Raw genomic sequence first — 21,222 nt, 5'->3', positions numbered from 1 at the left:
GCATGATCCTACGATAAGCGACCAATTCCGGCTCAGACAGTTGAATCGGACGGCGAGGACTGCGGCGGACACCGTCAGGCCGTTGCCGCGTGCCCATCGTCCGCGTGGCCGTCAGCCGTGTCGGCACCGTCGAGCAACTCCTCGAACCGGGCAGTCACCTTCTCGTGATACATCCCGAAAAGATCCTCGAACAGCGCGAGCTGCGCATCCGATGGCCCGGAACCGGAGTCCCACACCGCGACGAGCGCCCGCCAGACCAGCACATGCAGGTCCGCGGCACCGGCGAAATAGGCATCGATCGCCTCGGGTACCTCGAGCACCATCTCACCGATGGAATTCAGGACCGCCCGCTGCATACTCAGCCCGAGCGCGGTCAGCAACTTGCGCACCAGCGCGACTTCGATCGCGAGGATCTGGCGGAAGTCCGGAACCTCCAGCCGGGCAAGTGATTCCAGCTGGTCGATATCGGCCTTCAATTCAGCCGGATCGATCTCCTGTTCGCTGCCGGTGTAGGCAAGCAGCGCCTCCATGACGATCCCGCGCTCCACCTCGACGATGTCGCGGAACATTTCGATCGCGGTATCGGGCATCGGGATGGAGAACCGGAACAGGTGCCGGTACACATCGATGCCACCCGCCTCCCGGACGTCACGGATGGTGAACCCCTTGCCCCGGCGCGCTTCGACGAATCCGTAGGACTCCAGCCGACCGAGGGTCAACTGTGCGGTCGCGCGATTCATATCGAATTCCTCGGCGACCTGGCGGACCGACGGCATCAAATCCCCTGGCTGATATTCCCCCGCGGCAACCCGGCGTGCCAGCTCATCGGCAACGTCGGCGACTACCGTCTGGGATCCCATCGGATGCCACCTTTCGACTCAGTTCCAATACGTCCCAGACAGTCTAAGCCCTCCTATGCCGGACCGCACGTGTGTAACACTGATCTGCGCACAGTGTGAGGTGAGTCATGACCATTCGACGAGGCAGCGGTCAACAAAACGGCGAATCCGCCGGTAGACGCACACGCCTGTTCGCGGCAGGGACCAATGGCAAACCACCGGTTCGCAAGGCGGTTCGCAGCGCGAAGCTCGCGACGCTGCCGGTGGCCTTCGCAGGCAGGCAGGCCGCGGGCGTCGGCAAGCGCGCACTGGGCAGGTCGGCGAGCGAAGTCAACCGGGACATCCAGTTGCGCACGGCCCAGCACATTTTCGAGGTGCTCGGCGAACTGAAGGGGTGCGCCGCCAAACTCGGCCAACTCCTCGCGATCTACGAGCTGGCCCTGCCGCCGGAGATCGCCGAGCCGTACCGCATCGCATTGAGCAGGCTGCAGGATTCCGCGCCCGCGATGCTGCCGTCGAGCGTGCACGCGGCGATGGTGGCGAGCATGGGCGACAACTGGCGTTGGTATTTCAGGGAATTCGACGACCGACGCGCTGCCGCCGCATCGCTCGGCCAGGTCCATCGCGCGATATGGCGCGACGGCAGGCCGGTTGCGGTGAAGGTGATGTATCCCGGTGGCAGGCAGGCAATCGAGAACGATCTGGAGCAGTTGCGCCGGATCTCTACTCTGGCCGCCGTTTTCCTGCCCGGCGCCGACGTCAAGGCGGTCACCGAGGCGATCTGCGCCTGCGTCCGTGCAGAACTCGACTATGCGGCCGAGGCCGAGAACCAGCGGGTGTTCGCCACGGAGTACGCCGACGATCCGGACATCTACATTCCGCAGGTGATCGAGCAGTGCGGCGATGTGCTCATCACCGAATGGCTCGACGGCACTCCGGTTCCGCGCATCATCGCCTCCGGCGCACAGGCCGAGCGCGACCGAGTCGGCATGCTGATGGTGCGATTCGTGGCTTCCGGTGCGCTGCGCACCGGCCTGTTGTATGGCGACCCCCATCCTGGAAATTTCCGCATCCTGCCCGACGGCCGGCTCGGTGTCGTCGATTTCGGGGCCTGCTCGACGTGGCCGCCCGACGGCTTCGAGGAACTGGCGTCGGACTATTGCAACGCCCTGTTCAACGGCGGTCCAACAGAGTTGGAGGCGGCGACCCGACGCCACGGATTCGTCCAGGCCGGCCGTGAATTCGACGTCGAGGCCCTCTATGCCCTTGTCGTGCCGTGCACCGAACCGTTCAAACACTCGACTTACCGTATGACCACTCCGTGGCTGCGCAAACAGGTACTGCGCGTGACGAATCCACGACTGTCCAACAGCGTCCGGCAGACGACCATGCCCCCGTACTTCACGCCGTTCGCCCGCTCGGCGCTCACCCTGATCGGGGTGCTGTGCCAGCTCGGGACCGAGGGGCCCTACCGCGACGAAGTGGGCCGCTGGATGCCGGAAGTGCTGGCGGCGTTCGTCCCGCCAGTACCCGACGACGGGCTGCCGGTGGACCTGGCCGCGGTGCGCAGGCAGCGGGCCGACACGTCTATTCCGCGTCAGTCCGTCGGCTGGCTGACCGGCCAACGGATCACTCAGCGGGACAACCACTCCCACCACTGCGGCGCAACCGATGCGGCCAGCTCGTCGTAGCCAGCCGCCCCGGGGTGCGCGCCGTCGCCATCCCGCACTTCACGCATCCACACCGCGCTCTCGCGCAGCTGCTGATGGATCCGGACATACGGGACCCCTTCGGCCGCACAGATTTCCGCGAATCGCTCGTCGAGTGCGGCGGTGCGGGCATTGTGTTCGACGTCATCGATCGGCGGCGGCGCGACCATCAGCACCGGCCAGCCGCGCTCGGCGGCCTGCCGCAGGATCTCACCGAGGTTGGCGGCAGACTGGTCCGACGACACTCTGCGCTGCCCATCCACCTGCATGGTGTCGTTGACGCCGAAGGACAGCACGATCCGCGCGTCGACGCCCTCCGGCAGTCGCTGGACACACTCGGCCAGGAAGCGTGCACGGATGTCCGTGGATTTCTGCCTGCGGATGCCCAGGTTGTAGCTGACGATCGGGATTCCGGCGGTGTGGGCCTGCATGGCGAGACGGCCCGCCCACCCCAGACACCGCGGGTCGCCGACCCCGGCGACGAGCGAATCACCGACAAAACACACACGAAGGTCACGACTCACGGCGCGATCCTCGCAACGCCCGGCCGACCAGCGCGCACCGGGGCACGGGCAGGCAATAGGATCGCGGTGTTCATCCGGGAGGGATTGATGTCGACAGGGGAAGCACTGCGCGCTGCGCCGACGGCACCGCCATGGTTCGTGGAGCTGTTCGCCCACCGGCGCTGGATTCGCCGCGCCGGACCGTTTCCGCACGTGTACGCGCGGGATGTGTTCGTCCCCGAGTTCTTCCAGCGGCTGACCGAGGAATTCCAGCGGGTGCTTCGGCAGCAGCCGGAGGCGTTCACACAGGTCACCAACGGATACCGCGCGAGCGGGGTGCCGCTGGCAACACTGCGCGAGGGGCCGCTCGCGCTGTTCCTTACGCGGGAGTGGCACGACCTGATCACCGGGGTCACGGGCGTCGCAACGACCGGAGACGTGGAGGGCTCACTGCACCATCACCCGGCAGGCAGTCCCTCGGAGTGGCCGCACAACGACCTGAATCCGGCCTGGTTCGCAGGCCCGGCGCCGGCGCCCGGCGAAATACGGACGCCCGACGCCACGGTCGACCTGAAGACCGGCGCCAGGGATTCGGCGATCACCGCCCGGGAAACTGTGCGCGCGGTGGCGGTGCAGTTCTACCTCGGCAACCCGGGGTGGACAGTGGGCGACGGCGGGGAGACGGCCTTGTACGAGCACATCGCGGGCAGCGGCCCGGTGCCTGCGCTGACCGTTCCGCCGCTGGACAATTCCATGGTGCTTTTCGAATGCGCGCCGCGGTCGTGGCATACGTTCGTCGGCAACAATGCCGCCGCCCGCAACAGCGTGGTGATGTGGCTGCATCGGCCGAAAAGCGATGTGGTGCGACGGTGGGGAGGAGACCGCATTGCGCAGTGGTGATTTCGCACGCGAGGAACGCAGGGTGTGCCTGCTCACCGGCGCAGGCGGCAGGCTCGGCGATGCCTTCTGCCGGGCGGCCTACACCGAATACGACATCGTCGCGGTGTGCCGCAACCGGATTCCGGCCGCGCCCTCGCAGCACGAATGGTTCGTCGACCCGTTCGCACCGGAAACACCGGTGCCGGAGAATGATTCGCGTATCTTCGTGATCCGCGCCGATCTGACCGAGCAGGGTGAGGTCGAGCGGGTCGTCGACCTCACCCTCGCCCGGTTCGGGCGGGTGGACCTGCTTGTCAACAATGCGGCCCACACCACATTGCAGCCACGCGGCATCGTCGACGGTGATGCCACGCTGAATGAATTCGAGCCGCATTTCGCGGTCAATGTCGGTGTGCCACTGCGATTGTCGGCGCGACTGGCGCAGCGGTCCTGGGTGCACGCCGGGGACGAGAACCGCAGGCACAACCGCAATATCGTCAATGTCTCCAGCATCTCGGGATCCGAGGTGTACCCGGGCGGGCAGGCGCTCTACGCGTCCTCCAAAGCCGCGCTCAATCGGCTGACCCGTCACCTCGCCGCCGAGTTCGACGAGTTCGGTGTGCGCGCGAATGCGATCGCGCCCAAGGCTTTTCCCTCGACGGTGCCGACCGAGCAGGTCGTGCAATCGATCGTCGAGCTCGACAGGGGCACCATGACCGGCGGCGTCTTCGGCGTCGGCGGCGAGCCCGAGAGCTCGGCCGGCGGCAGGCACTCCCGTGCCGGCGACCAGCCGAGCTGAGGCCCGATCCGACTGCTACTCGGTCGAATTCGGCGCCAGACCGGTGACCTGCTCCGACATCGTCCACAGCCGCTGCGCCAAGTCCTGGTCCACCGCCTGCTTGTTGCTCGGCGCTTCCTCTTTGAAGCGATGGAAATACTTGCCGTTGATCGACTCGGCATCCGATGTTGTCACCAGGCGCACCAACGGATCCGCGCCCTTCTCAGGCCGGATGAAGAAAGGCCGCGAGAGCGGGGAACGAATCAATGCGCCAAGGCCGAGCGGGGCGTTGTCGTATACATGGGTCGCGACCGCACCGGGATGGAACGCCGCGGTGACCAGGCCCGTGCCCTCGGTCCGGCGGGCGAGTTCCCTGGTGAACAGGATGTTCGCGAGCTTCGACGCGCCGTAGGCGCCCAGCTGGTTGAACGAGCCCGTTGTCGCGTTGACGGTGTCGAGATTCAGCTTCGCCATCCGGTAGGTCATGCTCGAGGTATTGATCACGCGCGCTTGCGAGCGCACCAGACGGTCCAGCAGCAGCGCGGTCAGCAGGAACGGGGACAGGTGGTTGACCTGGAAGGTCAGCTCGTTGCCGTCGTCGGTGGCGGTCCGCTTCGCCCATGCCCCGCCCGCGTTGTTGGCCAGCACATCGATGCGTTCGTAGCGGTCGAGCAGTTGGTCGGCGAGCTTGCGTACCTCCTCGAACCTGGCGAAGTCGGCGAGGAAGGCTTCCGCGCCGACCCGCTGCGCCACTTCGGCGGTCCGCTCCGGCGACCGTCCGACCACCGCGACGGTGGCGCCGCGGGCGACCAGCTTGGCGGCCGCCTCGGCGCCGATGCCGGAGCTCGCTCCGGTCACCACGACCGTCTTACCTGCTAGATCCCTGTCCTGCGCTGCCATTACTGTCCTCCGAACGTCGCGTGCGGCGCTCGGACGAGTGTCCGGCTGCCGGTCTCAACTGACCTGATCGTCTTCGGATCGGATGGATTCGGCAAGCCCCCACGCGCTCGAGTAGTGCTCGGCGATCTCGTCGCTGGTGGTCAGCCACACCCCGGGATGGTTCGCCACGTACTCGAGCGCCTGGTCCAGATACTTGCTGCGGAACGCCTGACCGATGACGAACGGGTGCAACGCCAACGCCATCACCCGGCCGCTTTCGGCCGAGTCGGCGTAGAGCTGGTCCAGCTGATCCTTGACGATCTGTACGAAATCGGGCCCGGTCATGCTCTTGCCGACGAACAGACTGATGTCGTTGAGCTCCACCGAATACGGCACGTTCAACAGGCCAGGAACATTCAGCGGATACGGCTGATCGTCATTGGTCCAGTCCAGCACGTAGCTGAGCCCGAGTTCGGTGAGCAACTCCGGGGTGCGGAAGGTCTCGGTGAGCGCGGGACCCATCCAGCCGTGCGGCCTGCGGCCCGTTGCCTTTTCGATGGTCCGCACAATGTCGGTCAGGTACGCGCGCTCTTCGTCGACCGACATGTCGGCCTGAAAGATCGAATTGTTCTTACCGTGCGCGAGCCAGGCCCAGTCTCTGGCCCGGCCTGCCTCGATGATCTGCGGATTATGTTCGGCGACATCGGAATTGAGCAGCACACTGGCGCGAATGCCGTGTCGGTCGAGAGTCTCCAGCATGCGCCAGAACCCGACGCGCGGCCCATAATCGCGCCAGCCGTAGTTCAGCGGATCCGGCGCCAGGCCGGCAGTTCCGGCGAAGATGCTGGTCGAGGGCCGATCGACCTGGTAATGCTCGACATTGAGCCCGACGTAGAAGGCGACGCGCGCACCGCCCGGCCAGTGGATCGGCGCGCGGTCGACGATCGGGCTGTAGTCGAAGAGGTCGTTGTCCATCTACCCATGCTCGAACCTCACACTGATGTGAGGATCAACCTCACATCCGAGTGACGTCGGCCACAACACAGCCCACCACGCGGTAGCCCTGAGGATTTCTCGGCGGGTGGACGACATGCCGGTGAGTACCCTGCCCGGCGGACATGACCCGTCCGCGATGAAACTGTCGCGACGCTCACGACCGGCAAGAGTCGCGGAGAGGCGGGGGGAGCCATGCCGTAAACGGTCGGCCCGCAACGGTACGTTAAGCGCACCCTACGACCGGCAAAGACGCGGAGAGGCGGAGGAGGGCTACGACATGCGAGTCGACGGGCGGGACATCCCGGTTACGGGCAGCCTGCTGCAACCGCTGATCCGGCGGACCAGTGACATCATCCGTGTCGTACTCGCCGCGCTGTGGGTCAGTGTTGTCGTCGCCGCCTCGATGATCACCCGGCCGGAATGGCTGGCACTGGAACACTCGGTGTCGGGCATCGTCGCGTTCCTCAATCCCGACCAGTCGAATCTGGTGTACCTGGTCTACGGCATGGCGATTCTCGCGCTGCCGTTCGCGATCCTTATCGAGCTGATCATCAGCAGGCAGTGGAAGCTGCTGGCGGGCTATGCCGCCGCGGGTCTGGTCGCCGGACTGCTGCTATCGATCACCGGGACCGGACTCTCCACGCCACAATGGCATCTGCAGGTGCCCGACCGGCTCGATACCTTCCTGTCCCAGTTCCTCGACGATCCGCGCTGGATCGCCATGCTGGCAGCGGTGCTCACCGTGTCGAGCCCGTGGCTGCCGACGCGGCCGCGGCGCTGGCTGTGGTTCCTGCTGCTGGCATTCGCGCCGATCCATCTGGTCGTCAGCGCGGTGGTGCCCGCGAGGGCGATGTTCGGGCTCGCGGTCGGCTGGCTCGTCGGCGCGGTGATCGTGCTGGTGGTCGGTACTCCCGCGCTGGAGGTTCCGCTCGATGCCGCGGTGCGGGTGCTTGCCAAGCGCGGGCACACCGTTACCGCGTTCACCGTCGTGCATCCGGCAGGCCGGGGTCCGCTGGTGCTCGCCGCCGCTGTCGACGGTCCCGAGCGCGAGTTGATGGTCGAGATGTTCGGCAAGAATCAGCGCAGCTTCGGGGCACTGCGTCAGTTGTGGCGGTGGATCACCTTCCGCGCCAGCGAAACCGCGGCGCTGCACGGATCCATGCACCGCGCGGTCGAGCATCGCGCCCTGATGACGATCGCCATCGGCGAGTTGGGGCTGGCCGCGCAAACCCCGGTCGCCGTCGCGTCGCTCGAACGCGGCTGGATGCTCTACGCGCACACGGTTCCGCGCGGCAAACCGATCGCCGAGCTGTCGGGCGACGTGCTGACCGGCGTGTGGAAGTCGCTCGACACACTGCATCGTGCCCAGGTCTCGCACGGCGATCTCCGGCCGAGCGAGATCCGAATCGACGACGGCACCACACTGTTCAGTGGCTTCGCCGTCGCCGAATACGGCGCGTCCGCGGCGCAGCTGCAATCGGATGTCGCGCAGCTGCTGGTGTCGACGACGGCGATCTTCGGCAAGGAACCCGCGGTGCGTGCCGCCATCGACACTCTCGGCGAACACGCGGTGGTGACCGCGGCCAGTCGATTGACCAAGTCCGCCATGCCTTCCGGGATCCGCAAGGCGATCCCGGACTGGAACGAGGTGCTGTCCTCGGCGCGCGACGAGGTGCGCAAGCAGACCGGGCACGAAAAGATTCAGGCCGAGCAGATCACCCGGTTCTCCCGCAACCAGATCATCCAGTTGGTGCTGCTGCTCGCACTCGTCTACGTCGCCTACCCCTTCATCAGCGCGGTGCCGACCTTCTTCACCCAGCTGAAAACCGCGAATTGGTGGTGGGCACTGCTGGGTCTGGCGGTGTCGGCACTGACGTATGTCGGTGCGGCGGCGGCGCTGTGGGCCTGCGCTTCGGGACTGGTCAGCTTCCGCAATCTGGTCATCATGCAGGTTGCCAACACCTTCGCCGCGACGACAACGCCGGCCCGGGTCGGCGGGCTCGCGCTCAGCGTGCGATTCCTGCAGAAGGGCGGGCTCGGCGCGGTGCGCGCCACCGCCGCGGTGGCGTTGCAGCAGGCCGTGCAGATCATCACGCACCTGAGCCTGCTGGTCGTCTTCAGCATCGCGGCGGGCACTTCGGCGGATCTGTCGCATTTCGTGCCGGACGCCACCGTGCTCTATCTGGCCGCCGGCGTCGGTGTCGGCATCATCGGCACCTTCATGTTCGTGCCGAAACTGCGGAGCTGGCTGAACAATTCGGTCCGACCGCAATTGCAGGAGGTGCTCGGCGAACTCGGCGAACTCGCCCGCGATCCGAAGCGGTTCCTGATCATCATCCTCGGCTGCGCGGCGATCACGTTGGGCCAGGCCGGGGCGCTGTGGGCCAGCGTCGAGGCATTCGGTGGCGGCACCACGTTCATCACCGTCACCATCGTCACCATGATCGGCGGCACGCTGGCCTCCGCGGCGCCGACTCCGGGCGGCGTCGGCGCCGTCGAGGCCGCCCTGATCGGTGGCCTCGGCGCCTTCGGCCTCCCCGTGAACATCGCCATACCCTCGGTGCTGCTCTACCGCGTGCTCACCTGCTGGCTGCCGGTGTTCTGCGGCTGGCCGACCATGCGGTGGCTGGCCAAGAAAAACATGATCTAGTGGCCGCTCACGAGTCTTTGATGGCGAGTATCGCTCCCGTCGCGGGTTTGACCTCGGTGAAATCCACGGTCCGGAATCCGGCCTCCACCAGGGTTTCTCGGTAACGTCGAATATCGATGGCCGCCAACGGATCTGCGCGACGACCGACCGCGGCGCCATCGTGGGTACGACGCCCTGCGTACCGAGCCATACCCTTGATCACGGCGGGCAGCACCCGGCCGGTCGGGTGCGTATCGGCAAGCAGCAGTCGGCCGCCGGGCCGTAGGACGCGGAACATGTGCGCGATCGCCGTGGCACGTTGCGCCTCCGGGATGTGGTGCATCACGAAGGTACAGGTCACCACGTCGACCGAAGCGTCAGCCAGCTGTAGTGACTGGGCGGGACCGAGTTCGAATCGGCAGTTCGACTGTCCGCGAGTGCGTTCGGTCGCGTAGGCGACCATCTGCGGCGACGGGTCGACGCCGATCACTCGGCCGCTCGGGCCGACCCGCACCGCAAGCGCGCGAGCGAGATCACCTGGCCCGCTGCCGATATCGAGCGCGTGCTCGCCGGGAAGCGCGCCGATCAGCGCGATGAGACGAGCGTTGAGTGCACTGCTCCTGCCGAGCAGGAAGGCGGTCTTGAAAGCGCGATAACCGCGCGGCTTCGTCAGTAGGACGCCGACTTCATTGTCGTCATCGAAACGGGTAATGGCAGACTGTTGTTCGTTTCGGGTCATATGTTCATGATCTGGAGGAACTGCCAGATCGACCAGAGGCAAAACGGCGGAATCTGTTCCGTTCGGAACGGATTCCAGCCTTCTGTTCGGAAGGCCAAGGCTTTCGGGAGGCCCTATGCACGGAATGAAGCTATGAGCGACAGCAAGGATCGCCGGGTCAGGCGTACCAAGAGCCAGCTGCATCGCGCCCTGATCGAGCTGATGCTGGAACACGGCTACGACCGGATCACCGTGCGGGACATCTTGCAGCGCGCCGACGTCGGGCGATCGACTTTCTACGCACACTTCCGCGACAAGGACGATCTGCTGCTGGTGAGCAGCACCGAGTACCTACGTGCCGCAGTGGCCGCGTGCCGTACCGGACGCGATACCGCGCCGCTGGCGCCGGTCTTCACGCTCTTCCGTCTCGCTGCCGAAAATCCCGAGGTGTACGAGGCGATGCTCGGACGAAAGAGCAGCGCGGTGCTGCTGCACGCGACCCGGCGCATGGTCGCGGCAATCCTCACCGAGCAGCTGTCCAAACGGCTGGACATGGACGAAAGGGAGCTCACCACCACCGTGACCTTCATGTCCTGGGGCGTGGTCGGCCTGCTCGGTGCGATTGCCGATACCGAGTCGCCACTGTCGGCGACCGAGGCCTATCAGCGCTTCGAGCAGCTGATCGGCCCCGGCCTCGTCGGCCGGGTGCGGGTGGTGGCACCCGTCGATGACTCGAAAGCCGACGCGGTGGAGTCAGTTGCCGTACTGCGCAGTCTCGGGGCGCTCGATCAATAGCGTGTGCGCGATCCCCTCGGCGACTGGGCGGTGCCGAATTCCCCTTGGCACCACGAACAGCTCGCCGGCATGGAGCGTGACGGAATCCCGGCCCGCCAACTCGATACGGAAGGACCCGTCCCAGCACAGGAAGAGTTCGTCCTCGTCGTGGTGGTGCCAGGGGAATTCACCCGCCAACTGAGCGACGCGGACCACGGTGTCGTTGACGACGGCCAATTCGCGCTGCTGGAACGGCCCAGGCAGTCCCGCGATGGCCGCCGTGATCGAAACGGGTCCGGTGGTGCTTGCTGCTGTCATGCGAACCATCGTCGGGCCGTGCGGACCGCCGATCCAGCGCCAATCGAGCATAATTGGTTTGCCTATGGATCCAATCAACGTGATAGAACGCCTCGGCCGCTGGTCGGCAGGCCGCGGCCCGTTGTATGCCTTGCTTGCCACGGGGCTGCGACGACTGATCGACGACGGCGAACTGCCCGCTGGCGCACTGCTGCCACCGGACCGTGTACTCGCCAACGCCTTGGCGGTCGGACGTAGCACCGTGGTCTCGGCCTACGACCTGCTGGCCGACGAGGGCCGGATCGTGCGACGACAGGGCAGCGGCACCAGGGTGGCGGGTACCCCTCGGGTGGACACGCCGGGAACCACGAGCGAGCCGATGTTTCTCGACCTGCTCGAACCACGATCCGACGTGATCTCGCTTGCCTGTGCGGCGCCGGACCGTCCCCCTCCGGAGCTGGCCGAGTCCTATGCGGCGATGCTGCCCGCGCTGGCCGCGACCACCGACGACATCGGCTACTACCCCTCCGGGCATCCTGTCCTGCGTCACGCTGTCGCCGAGTACTACCGCGGTCGCGGCGTGCCGACCGATCCCGCGCAAATCCTCGTGACCACCGGTGGCCAGCAGGCGCTTTCGCTGCTCGCGCGGGCCTATCTCCGGCCGGGTGATCGAGTGCTCGTGGAAGCACCCACCTACCCCGGCGCCATGGAGGCATTCCGAGAGGAAGCGGCGGTACTGTCCGGGCTGCCACCCGGGCTGGGCGGTTTCGCGGCCGCGGTACGCGACGACCGTCCGGCTATGGCCTATGTGATCCCCACCTTTCAGAACCCGACCGGTTCGGTCCTGTCCGCGCTCGCTCGTCGCCGCCTCGCGCAAGCCGCTGCCGACGAAGGGATACCGCTGATCGACGATGAAGTTCTCGCCGCGCTCGGCTTTCCGGGCCACGAGACACCGCCGCCGCTGGCCGCCTTCTCGGACGCCGTGATCACCATCGGTTCGTTGAGCAAGAGCGTCTGGGGCGGACTGCGCGTCGGATGGATACGCGCGGCCGCCCCCGTCATCACCAAGCTGGCTCGACTGCGTGCCGTACACGACCTCGGCGGCAACCTGCCCGCCCAACTCGCCGCCGCCGAACTGCTGCCCCGCCTCGATGGCCTGCTGCACCAACAGGCACCCGAGCGCAAAATGCGTCACGACCATCTGCGCGCGGAGCTGGCACGTCGTCTCCCCGACTGGGAGGTGCCGCCGGTGGAAGGCGGCCAGACCCTGTGGGTCCGGCTACCACACGGTGACGGCGTCTCCTTCGCGCAAGCCGCACTACGCCACCGGGTTTCGATCCTGGCAGGCAGCGGACTCGATCCGACAGGCGGCTCCGAAAGCCACCTGCGGATCCACTTCCTGCATCCACCGGAGACGCTCAGCACGGCCGTCGATCGCCTCGCCGAGGCCTGGCGCACCTACCGTCCGCCGCGGCGGCCCGTCACCGCACCACCCGTTCTCGCGATGTAGGACCAGCTCGTTCGCTTTTCGAAGGAGGTGGCAGGAAGATCAGCGGCGATCGATCAGAGCCAGCGCCTGGTCGGCCGTGAGGCAGCCTGCCGTGGTCAATTCGAGGTTCGCCAGCGAGGCCTCGGCTGCCTCGGCGGTCGGCGCGGCGACACAGTCCGCGATCGGATGGACGGTGAAGCCGAGATCGGTGCCGTGGCGGGCGGTTTGCTCGACCGTGAGATTGGTGGCGACGCCGGTCAGGAACAGGGTGTCGATGCCTTGGTCGGCGAGCCAGTCCGCGAGCTTGCTGCCCGCGAGGCCGGAGAGCTTCTGGTTGTCGAAGACGATCGTCGGCTGTTCGATCATCTCCGGAATGAGCTGGTTGGCCGGGGAATCCGGGCGGAAATCGGTCTGGGCCGCACCGACGGTGCGCATGAACCCGGTATTGCGCACCAGTTCGCCTTCGCCGATCGGAATGGTGAAGCGGGTGAAGACCACCGGCACGTCGCGCTCGGCCGCCACGTTATGGAAGTTCGTCGCGCGCGGCACGACACCGCTGGCCGCGACGGGGCCAGCCAGCATCGGTCCGAAAAACCCTTCGGGCCGAATGACATTCACTTGCCAGTGCAACGCGAGAACAGCCGCGCGGATGCGGGGAGTAGCCATGACTGATCCTTACGCACCCGCCCAACGGATGTCTACCCGATTATCGTCCTAACCGTCAGGACGAATAATCCTTGCGCAGTTGGACTTTCACGACTTTGCCACTGGCGTTGCGAGGCAGCTCGGCCACCACGACCAGATCCTTCGGGTGCTTGTAGCGCGCCAGGTTCTCGTTGAGGAAGGGCTCCAGCTCTGCCAGCGTGAGCTCCGCGGCCGCATCGACAAGGGCGACGATGGCGACCGGGACCTCGCCCCACTTCTCGTGCGCCCGCCCGACCACCGCGGCCTCGCGGATCTTCGGATGCGCGAAAAGCACGTTCTCCACCTCGGCGCAGTAGATGTTCTCGCCGCCGGAGATGATCATGTCCTTCTTGCGGTCCACGACGTAGAGAAAGCCCTCTTCGTCGGCGCGGACCAGGTCACCGGAGTGGAACCAGCCGCCCGCGAAGGCGTCCGCCGTCGCCTCCGGCTTGTTCCAGTAGCCCGACATGAGAGTCGGTCCGCGGTAGACGATTTCGCCGATCGCACCGGGCGCGACATCGTTCATCTCGTCGTCGACGATGCGGGCCTGAATGGTCGGGATGGGCTTGCCGACCGAGCCGAGCTTGCGAATCGCGTCCTTGCCTTCGAGTACGCAAGTGATAGGAGACATTTCGGTCTGGCCGAACACGGCGACGTTGGCGGCGTTGGGAAAGCAGTCCGCCATTGCCCGCAGCACCGTGTCGGAGGCCGGGGCCGCACCCCAGCTGAGCATCGTCAGCGCGAGCTTGCGGTCCTTGACCGTCGGCTCCGCACAGATCAGCTGCCATTGGGCGGGCACGCAGAAAGCCGCGGTTGCCTGCTCGCGCTCGACCGCGTCGAGGAAGTCGGTCGCATCGAAGGCGCCGAGCGGGTGCAGGACGGTCTTGCCGCCGAGCAGGAAATACGGAGCGAGGCTGCCGATTCCGGCGATGTGGAACAACGGCGAGGTACAGAAGCCGACCGATTCGGGACCGAGGTCCATGGCTCGGATGCAGGTCAGTGACTGGGCGTTCATGTTGGCGTGCGAGAGCACCGCACCCTTGGGGCTGCCCGTGGTGCCCGAGGTGTACATGATCAGCGCCGGGGTGTCCTCGGGGACGTCGAGCGGAGTGTGCGCAGTACCGCCTTCGGCCAGCACGTCGTCATAGCCGAACACACCGTCGGCGGTCTTGCCACCGATCACGATGCAGGTCTCCAACGCGGGCGTCTGTCCACGCACGGCCGCGGCCAGCGGCTGCAGCATGGTGTCGGTGACGATCGCCTTGGCGCCGCTGTCGCCGACTATGTAGGCGACCTCGGGTGGGGTGAGGCGGAAGTTCACCGGCACCGCGATGGCGCCGATGGCGTTGATACCGAAGACCGCTTCGAGGTACTCGGGGTAGTTCAGCGCGAGAATGAGCACGCGATCGCCGAAACCGACGCCGCGTCGGGCGAGCGCGTCGGCGAACTTCAGCGAACGCTCGTTGAGCTGCTGCCACGTGGTGTCCACCCCACGGAACCGAATCGCGACCGCGTCCGGCCGCATCTGCGCATGCGACGCGATCTGGTTGTTCCAGTGGTTTCGCCGCGACCTGATCGGCTCGTCGAGCGGCTGTACACCAGTGGTCATGCCACGAACTCCTCTCGGACCGTCAGATGTCCGCCGGGGGTGTCCGACAGCGCTGACGGGCTGAACTGAGATCAGAATAACAACTAACTTACCGATCGATCAAGAGACCAAGATATGAATCATCGTTAATCACCTCAGCGCAAGCCTCCACGCAACAAAACGTCTTCTAACTGCATATTCATCGGCTCCAGCGAGCCTTAGACAAGACCATGGATCGCACGAATGGGTAGTGATGATGCGAATGTCGGCTCACTTAAGAGTTGAATGCGAGGTGATTCCCGTGTCACCATCAATGCCGAAGGGCGGATGGCTCCAGCCGTCGGCCCCCGGACGACGGCGTCCACCCGTTTCAGGCGAGCACCGCGCCCGCGCAAGGCATAGGAGAAACGCAATGCTGCGTACCAGGTTCACCGAGACCTTCGGCGTCGAGCATCCGATCGTGCAGGGCGGCATGATGTGGGTCGGCCGGGCCGAACTCGTCGCGGCCGTCGCCAACGCCGGCGGGCTCGGCTTCATCACCGCGCTGACCCAGCCGACTCCGGACGACCTGCGCCGCGAGATCGAGCGCACCAGGGAGCTCACCGACAAGCCGTTCGGTGTGAACGTCACGATCCTGCCGTCGATCAACCCGCCGCCGTACGCCGAATACGTGCAGGCCATCATCGACAGCGGCATCAAGATCGTCGAGACCGCGGGCAGCAACCCCGAGCCGTTCCTGCCGTACTACAAGGACGCGGGCATCAAGGTGCTGCACAAGTGCACCAGCGTGCGGCATGCGCTCAAGGCCGAGCGCATCGGCGTCGACGGCGTCAGCATCGACGGCTTCGAGTGCGCGGGCCACCCCGGTGAGGACGACATCCCAGGCCTGGTACTGATCCCCGCCGCCGCCCGCGAACTGCGCATTCCGATGGTCGCCTCCGGCGGCATCGCCGACGCGCGCGGCCTGGTCGCCGCACTGGCGCTCGGCGCCGACGGCGTCAACATGGGCACCCGCTTCCTGTGCACCCAGGAATCCTCGATCGCGCAGAAAGTCAAAGAGCAGATCGTCGCCAATTCCGAGCGCGATACCCAGCTCATCTTCCGCACCATGCACAACACCGCCCGCGTCGCCGACAACGAGATCAGCCGCAAGGTCGTCGAAATCGAAAAGGCAGGTGGCACTTTCGACGATGTCCGCGACCTCGTCTCCGGCGCGCGTGGCCGCCGCGTCTTCGAAGAGGGCGACCTCGACGCGGGCATCTGGTCGGCAGGCCTCTGCCAGGGTCTGATCCACGACATCCCCACCTGTGCGGAACTCATCTCCCGCATGGTCGCCGAAGCCGAAGAGCTCATCACCGCCCGCCTGGCCGGAGCCGTCGTCGTCGGCTGACCCCCGCACCCCGTTCGAGCCGAGCCTCCGGCCCCGAGCACGAAAACCCTTCGACTGTCGGCGTTCTCGGAACGTAAGCTCGGCGGTCGAAGAAGGGGGTCGGCGATGTCTACCTTGCAGGTTACGGCGGAACGGCTTGTTGTTCATCCGCATCCGAATGCCGATCGACTCGAGCTTGCCCAGGTCGGGCTCTATCGGGCGGTAATCGCCAAGGGGCAGTTCGCGACCGGGGATTACGCGCTGTACATCCCCGAGCAGGCGATTCTGCCCGATGGGCTGATCGAGGAGCTCGGGCTGACCGGGAAGTTGGCCGGTAGCGCCCGCAATCGGGTGAAGACTGTGCGGTTGCGCGGCGAAGTTTCGCAGGGGATCGTTTGCCTGCCCGGGCTGGTGGGCAAGGCGGACCTCGCGCGGGCCGAGGCCGAGCGGACCGATTTCGCGGAGCTACTCGGGGTGACCAAGTGGGTTCCGCCGGTCCCGGTTTCGATGTCGGGGCAGGTGGAATCGGCGCCGGATCTGATTCGGTGGATTGATGTCGAGAACATCAAGCGGTACCCGGATATCTTCGCGGCGGGCGAGGTGATTGTCGCGACCGAAAAGATCCACGGCAGCGCGTGCCTGATGACCTATGTCCAGGGCGATGACCGAGTTCATGTCTCGTCCAAGGGGATCGGCGGACAGTCGTTGGCGCTGACCGTCGCCGACAGCAACCTGTACTGGCGGGCGGTGCGGCGGTTCGAGCTGGTCGAGGCGGCACGGAAAATCTCGGAGGCGCTCGATCTTTCGCGGATCGGTATGTTCGGCGAGGTGTTCGGCGCTGGGGTGCAGGACTTGCACTACGGTGCCGCGGCGAGCCGGGACGAGACGTTGGGATACGCGTTGTTCGATATCGCGGTCGAGGCGGCGGGCACGCCGCTGCGTTGGCTAGCACACGACGAAATCGGTTCGCTGCTCGGTGAACTCGGGATCACACTGCCGCGGGTTCCGGTGCTCTACGACGGCCCCTACGACGTCGATCTGCTGCTTGGACTCGCGGAGGGCACCGAGACCGTCACCGATACCGGGGCCAATATTCGCGAGGGCCTCGTGGTTCGGCCTGCGGTGGAACGCTATTCGGCGGTACTCGGTGGGCGCGCTATCGGCAAGATCGTGTCGAACGCGTACCTGCTGCGCGACGGCGGCACCGAGTACGAGTAACCGGTGGCCTCGCCCGCGCTCGGGCCGAGCGCGGGCGGGTCAGTGGAGGTTGAGGCGGGCGAGTTCGACGCGGCTGGCTACACCCAGCTTGGGAAATGCTCGATATAGGTGGTGACCGACGGTTTTCGGGCTCAGGAACAGCTGGGCGGCGATCTCCTTGTTCGTCCCTCCGGCGGCCGCCAGCCGGACCACCTGGAATTCCTGAGGAGTTAGCACCACGGCCAGATCCGTTTCCGGCTCCGGGACCGCGCCCTCCCCCGCCGCCCGCAGTTCGGTACGGGCACGTTCGGCCCACGGCGCCGCGCCGAGGCGATCGAAGATCTCCAGCGCCTTGCGCAGGTGGGTACGAGCCTCGCCCGCGCGGCGTTCACGGCGCAACCATTCGCCGTAGTGCAGGCCGGTGCGCGCGTAGTCGTACCAACGCTCCGCGGAGGCATGCAATTTCAGCGCCTTGGCGAACAGCTCGCCGTCGCCCCTCAGCAGCGCCTGGCAGCGCAGCATCAACGCTTCGGCCCACGGCGAACCGATGGCTGCCGACCACTCCTCGATGTCGGCCAATGCCTCGAAAGCACGCTCCGGACTCCGCATCCGTGCGGCCGCTTCCACCAGGTCCGACAGCAGATCGATCCACTGGCCCCGCGCTCGATGCGGCGAGTGGTACTGCCCCTCCAGTCGATCGAGCGCGAGCTCGTAGCGCCCGAAACCCAGATCGAGCAATGCGAGCGCCCATTCGAAATGCGCGGCATCGATGGCACTGTAGTCGCCCGTCGACTCGCGCAAATTGCGTGCGGCGAGTTCGCGGCAGCGCTGCTCGTCGCCGCGGACAGCCGCGATGATCGCCAGATTTCCTTCCGCGTGGGTGACTCGGTTCGGCTGGCCGATATCGGCGGCGATCCGCCCGTACTGTGTCGAGTTCAGCTCCGCCTCGCGGAAGCGACCGAGAATCATCTCCGTCGTCGCGAGCGTGCAGCCGACCGCGGGCAACCAGCCGACCATGCCCCGGTTGCGGAGTAACTCGGCCAACTCCGCCAATAGGTCTCGCGCGTCCTGCATATCGCCGATCAGTGCCGCCTGCAGCGCGTACGCCAGCCGGATGGAGATCATCTCGAGCGGGATCATGCGGCTGAAGGCCACACTCTGGCGGATCTGCGCCACGCCGCGTGCCCGATCGCCGGAATGCAGCAAGAGCGGCCCGTCCACCGAGGAAACCAGCACCGTGCCCTGCTCACCGAGCGGCAATGCCGCCATCCGGTCCCGAGCCCGATAGACCCCGTTGAGGTCACCCGCGGTCCACGACGCGCGCCCCGCTTCGATCAAACTCCAGGCGGCACGCTCGGGATCGACCTCCGCGAGGTGCTCGGCGGCCTCCATGAACAGGTTGTGCGCCTTGCGCAATGAGCCGTGCTCGAACTCGATGAGCCCACGCACCCCGACGATCCTGCCGCGTTGGCTCGGCTCGAGATGCAATCGCTCGGCCTGCTCGGCAAGGCGGAGGGCACGGTCGGTCCGGCCGGCCTCCGCGGCGGTTTCGACCGCGGACATCAGCCGTCGAGCGCGCACGACCGGGTCCGGAGTGAGCGACGCCGCGCGCTCGAGCGCCGCCGCGGCCGTGGCATGACCGGTTCGTTCGCGGGCCCGATCGGCGGCGACTTCCAAAGCGGCGGCGACGGTTTCATCCGGTCCCGTCGCGGCCGCGGCACGGTGCCAAGCACTGCGGTCCGGATCGTCGGCGAGTGCCGCGGCGATGGCGACATGCACGGCGAGCCGCTGGGTGAAAGACGCACTGTGATAGGCCGCGGCACGCTTCAACGGGTGCCGAAACGACACCGAAGGTGCGATGACGCCGACCATGCCGGAGCGCTCTGCCTCGGCGAGCGCGTCTGCGGTGAGCCCCATTTCGGTCAGCACTCGCAGCACCAAACCGAGGTCGCCGGTCTCCTCGGCGGCGACCACCAGCATGGCGGTGCGGGCGTCCTCGGACTGATTCGCGATGTACTGCTCATAGCCGGTCTGCAGGCGTGACGGCAGGGGCAAAGGTCCGAGATGCGGCGAATCGAGATCCATGCGCGGCAATTCGAGCAGCGCCAGTGGATTGCCCGATGCCTCGGTGAGCACCCGGCGACGCACCGCCGGGGCCAGGTCCGGCCAGAAGTCCGCGAGCAGGGTGCCCGCGTCGGTTCCGTCCAAGGGTGTCGGCCGCAATTCCGGCAGACCGGGTGCGGTGAATTCGGTGCGCCCCGCGAACAGCATCACGATGCCTTCGGCGCCGAGCCGCCGGGCCGCGAACAGCAGTGCGTCGGCCGATGGTCGATCGAGCCACTGCGCGTCGTCGATCAAACACAGCACCGGGCCCTCGGCGGACAATTCGGCCAACAGCGACAGCGTGGCGACTCCGACGAGAAACCGGTCGGCCTGCTCGGCCGGACCCAAACCCAGCGCACCGCGTAGGGCGTCGCGCTGCGGGCTCGGCACGGCCTCGATCCGGTCCAGCGTCGGGTTGAGCAACAAGTGCAGGCCGGCGAAGGGGAGCTCGGATTCGCTTTCGATACCGGTGCAGCGCAGCACCCGCCAACCGGCCCCGGACAATTCCTCGGCATGGTGCAGCAGCGCCGACTTGCCCTCACCCGCCTCCGCGATGATGGCCATCGCGCCGCTACGGGAGTGGCGTGCCCCGTCCAGCAAGCTCCCGATCTGCTGTATTTCTCCAGCGCGACCGTAAAGCATGTACGTCAACCTAAGCGGCTTGCGGAAAATCAGCAAACGGGACTATTCGGCCGCCAGCGCGGCGACGGCCGTGTAGTCGTGGGCCGCGATGATTTCGACGCCGTCGGGCAACGCGTGCAACCGGTGGATGGTGGCGAAAGCGGCATCGCGGTCGGCGTCGAACAACTGCCCCGGCATCGGCGCCTTCTCTCGAATCAGCTCGACTTGGAGTTTGTTCCAAACCGCGTCACCGGCCAACAGCACGCGACTGCCATCGTCGACCGCGAGCAGCACGCCGATGCTGCCCGGCGTGTGCCCGGCCAGATCGACAAGCAGCACCGAGCCGTCGCCGAACAGGTCTTTGCTGCGCGGGAAGGTCGAGACCGGTGGCCCATCGAGCTCGAATGTTTCGAAGGTGCGGGCCCGCAATGGACCGCGGGCAACGCCGATCGGGGCGTGCTCGCCACCGAGAGCCCAGGCGTGCTCGGCGGCCGGGAGGCGGACCGGGACCGAATCGGGCAATTCGAGTAGACCCGACACATGGTCCCAGTGCAGGTGGGTCGGAATCACGAAGTCGATCGCGGCGACGGCGATATCGCGGGCGGCCAGGGCATCGGACAGGCCGAGCACGGGTTTGTCCGGGGCCACCAGCAACGGGATCGGGAACGGCAGCTCGGGCAGCACCCGATCGTGCACACCGGAGCACAGTGCCGGATCCACCAGGAAGCGGGCACTCGGGTGTTCGATCAGGTAGGTGGACATCGTCATCGGCAGCTCACCCAAGCTCCGCACACCCTCGGCGACGATGGTCGTCGGTGCCGACATCCTGCCCTGCATCAGCACGGTGAGACCAACGGTGACCTTCGCGGGTGGCAGCGGCTGCGGGTCGTTCAGACTCGCGAGCAATTCGGCATCGGGGCGACGCGGACGCAGCAACCGTCCCGGCGTCGCCGCCAATGCGGCGCAACAGCGCAAGACGGTGGGCAGGGTCGGCGTCCGCTCGCTGCTGTCGGGCATCGTGCCACCGTAAGCGATCACGACGGTCGGTGAAAGCGTCGGGCCCAGGCAATTTCCGGCCTTGCCCACGACGATTTCTGCGGCATAATTCTTGGGGGTACCGGCCGCGGCGGTCACCAGCCTCCGTGCGGCAACTTTCGGTCGAAGGGGAGG

At 66.5% G+C, this 21,222-nt stretch carries 18 protein-coding genes; 8 read left to right on the top strand and 10 right to left on the bottom strand.

The window, feature by feature from the left end:
• Positions 1-74: 74 nt before the first annotated feature.
• A complete protein-coding gene (locus ACFQZZ_RS03280; protein WP_378673641.1) occupies positions 75-860 on the bottom strand; it encodes a GntR family transcriptional regulator in 786 nt (261 codons plus the stop codon).
• A 107-nt stretch (positions 861-967) separates the two neighbouring features.
• Between ACFQZZ_RS03280 and ACFQZZ_RS03275 the strand changes: the two genes are divergently transcribed.
• Positions 968-2,530: an ABC1 kinase family protein gene (locus tag ACFQZZ_RS03275; protein WP_378673638.1), complete on the top strand. Its 1,563-nt coding sequence runs from the start codon at positions 968-970 to the stop codon at positions 2,528-2,530.
• Here the strand turns inward: ACFQZZ_RS03275 and ACFQZZ_RS03270 are convergent.
• Positions 2,473-3,072 (bottom strand): GDSL-type esterase/lipase family protein, encoded by a 600-nt coding sequence (locus ACFQZZ_RS03270; RefSeq protein ID WP_378673636.1) that lies wholly within the window; start codon positions 3,070-3,072, stop codon positions 2,473-2,475. The two genes, ACFQZZ_RS03275 and ACFQZZ_RS03270, sit on opposite strands and share 58 nt — an antisense overlap.
• 87 nt (positions 3,073-3,159) lie before the next feature.
• Between ACFQZZ_RS03270 and ACFQZZ_RS03265 the strand changes: the two genes are divergently transcribed.
• The gene (locus ACFQZZ_RS03265) at positions 3,160-3,951 is read left to right on the top strand and encodes a 2OG-Fe(II) oxygenase (protein ID WP_378673633.1); all 792 of its coding nucleotides are present in this window, start codon (positions 3,160-3,162) and stop codon (positions 3,949-3,951) included.
• Positions 3,938-4,729, top strand: coding sequence for an SDR family NAD(P)-dependent oxidoreductase (locus ACFQZZ_RS03260; protein WP_378673630.1), 792 nt, complete (start codon positions 3,938-3,940; stop codon positions 4,727-4,729). The genes ACFQZZ_RS03265 and ACFQZZ_RS03260 overlap by 14 nt, the downstream gene beginning before the upstream one ends.
• A gap of 15 nt (positions 4,730-4,744) precedes the next feature.
• Here ACFQZZ_RS03260 and ACFQZZ_RS03255 read toward each other — a convergent pair whose 3' ends face one another.
• Positions 4,745-5,608: an SDR family NAD(P)-dependent oxidoreductase gene (locus ACFQZZ_RS03255; RefSeq protein ID WP_378673627.1), complete on the bottom strand. Its 864-nt coding sequence runs from the start codon at positions 5,606-5,608 to the stop codon at positions 4,745-4,747.
• A 54-nt stretch (positions 5,609-5,662) separates the two neighbouring features.
• Positions 5,663-6,562, bottom strand: a complete 900-nt coding sequence (locus tag ACFQZZ_RS03250) for a polysaccharide deacetylase family protein (RefSeq protein WP_378673624.1) — start codon at positions 6,560-6,562, stop codon at positions 5,663-5,665.
• 298 nt (positions 6,563-6,860) lie between these two features.
• Here ACFQZZ_RS03250 and ACFQZZ_RS03245 point away from each other — a divergent pair, with 298 nt between their 5' ends.
• A complete protein-coding gene (locus tag ACFQZZ_RS03245; protein ID WP_378673621.1) occupies positions 6,861-9,233 on the top strand; it encodes a flippase-like domain-containing protein in 2,373 nt (790 codons plus the stop codon).
• Positions 9,234-9,240: 7 nt separating this feature from the next.
• Here the strand turns inward: ACFQZZ_RS03245 and ACFQZZ_RS03240 are convergent, their stop codons facing one another.
• Positions 9,241-9,951 (bottom strand): methyltransferase domain-containing protein, encoded by a 711-nt coding sequence (locus ACFQZZ_RS03240; protein WP_378673618.1) that lies wholly within the window; start codon positions 9,949-9,951, stop codon positions 9,241-9,243.
• Between the two features lie 132 nt (positions 9,952-10,083).
• Here ACFQZZ_RS03240 and ACFQZZ_RS03235 point away from each other — a divergent pair, with 132 nt between their 5' ends.
• Positions 10,084-10,725 (top strand): TetR/AcrR family transcriptional regulator, encoded by a 642-nt coding sequence (locus ACFQZZ_RS03235; protein ID WP_378673615.1) that lies wholly within the window; start codon positions 10,084-10,086, stop codon positions 10,723-10,725.
• Here the strand turns inward: ACFQZZ_RS03235 and ACFQZZ_RS03230 are convergent.
• On the bottom strand, positions 10,684-11,022 hold the full coding sequence (locus ACFQZZ_RS03230) for a cupin domain-containing protein (RefSeq protein ID WP_378673612.1): 339 nt from the start codon (positions 11,020-11,022) through the stop codon (positions 10,684-10,686). The two genes, ACFQZZ_RS03235 and ACFQZZ_RS03230, sit on opposite strands and share 42 nt — an antisense overlap.
• A gap of 64 nt (positions 11,023-11,086) precedes the next feature.
• Between ACFQZZ_RS03230 and ACFQZZ_RS03225 the strand changes: the two genes are divergently transcribed.
• Complete coding sequence (locus ACFQZZ_RS03225) at positions 11,087-12,511, top strand: PLP-dependent aminotransferase family protein (RefSeq protein ID WP_378673609.1); 1,425 nt, start codon at positions 11,087-11,089, stop codon at positions 12,509-12,511.
• A 39-nt stretch (positions 12,512-12,550) separates the two neighbouring features.
• On the opposite strand, the gene ACFQZZ_RS03220 is transcribed toward ACFQZZ_RS03225, so the two are convergent.
• Positions 12,551-13,156 (bottom strand): cysteine hydrolase, encoded by a 606-nt coding sequence (locus ACFQZZ_RS03220; protein WP_378673607.1) that lies wholly within the window; start codon positions 13,154-13,156, stop codon positions 12,551-12,553.
• Between the two features lie 55 nt (positions 13,157-13,211).
• A complete protein-coding gene (gene fadD5, locus ACFQZZ_RS03215; protein ID WP_378673604.1) occupies positions 13,212-14,783 on the bottom strand; it encodes a fatty-acid--CoA ligase FadD5 in 1,572 nt (523 codons plus the stop codon).
• A gap of 391 nt (positions 14,784-15,174) precedes the next feature.
• On the opposite strand from fadD5, the gene ACFQZZ_RS03210 reads away from it, so the two are divergent.
• Both ACFQZZ_RS03210 and ACFQZZ_RS03205 read left to right on the top strand, forming a co-directional pair.
• Positions 15,175-16,152 carry an NAD(P)H-dependent flavin oxidoreductase gene (locus ACFQZZ_RS03210; protein WP_378673601.1) on the top strand — a complete coding sequence of 326 codons (978 nt, stop codon included), beginning with the start codon at positions 15,175-15,177 and terminating at the stop codon, positions 16,150-16,152.
• A 105-nt stretch (positions 16,153-16,257) separates the two neighbouring features.
• A complete protein-coding gene (locus ACFQZZ_RS03205) occupies positions 16,258-17,349 on the top strand; it encodes an RNA ligase (ATP) (RefSeq protein ID WP_378673598.1) in 1,092 nt (363 codons plus the stop codon).
• Between the two features lie 39 nt (positions 17,350-17,388).
• Here the strand turns inward: ACFQZZ_RS03205 and ACFQZZ_RS03200 are convergent, their stop codons facing one another.
• On the bottom strand, positions 17,389-20,073 hold the full coding sequence (locus tag ACFQZZ_RS03200; protein WP_378673596.1) for a LuxR C-terminal-related transcriptional regulator: 2,685 nt from the start codon (positions 20,071-20,073) through the stop codon (positions 17,389-17,391).
• A 42-nt stretch (positions 20,074-20,115) separates the two neighbouring features.
• The gene (locus ACFQZZ_RS03195) at positions 20,116-21,069 is read right to left on the bottom strand and encodes an MBL fold metallo-hydrolase (protein ID WP_378673593.1); all 954 of its coding nucleotides are present in this window, start codon (positions 21,067-21,069) and stop codon (positions 20,116-20,118) included.
• Between the last annotated feature and the right edge of the window lie 153 nt (positions 21,070-21,222).

Origin of the sequence: Nocardia sp. GCM10030253, assembly GCF_042675075.1 — a bacterium.
Taxonomy (GTDB): domain Bacteria; phylum Actinomycetota; class Actinomycetes; order Mycobacteriales; family Mycobacteriaceae; genus Nocardia.
This window is presented reverse-complemented; position numbering and strand designations above follow the sequence as displayed.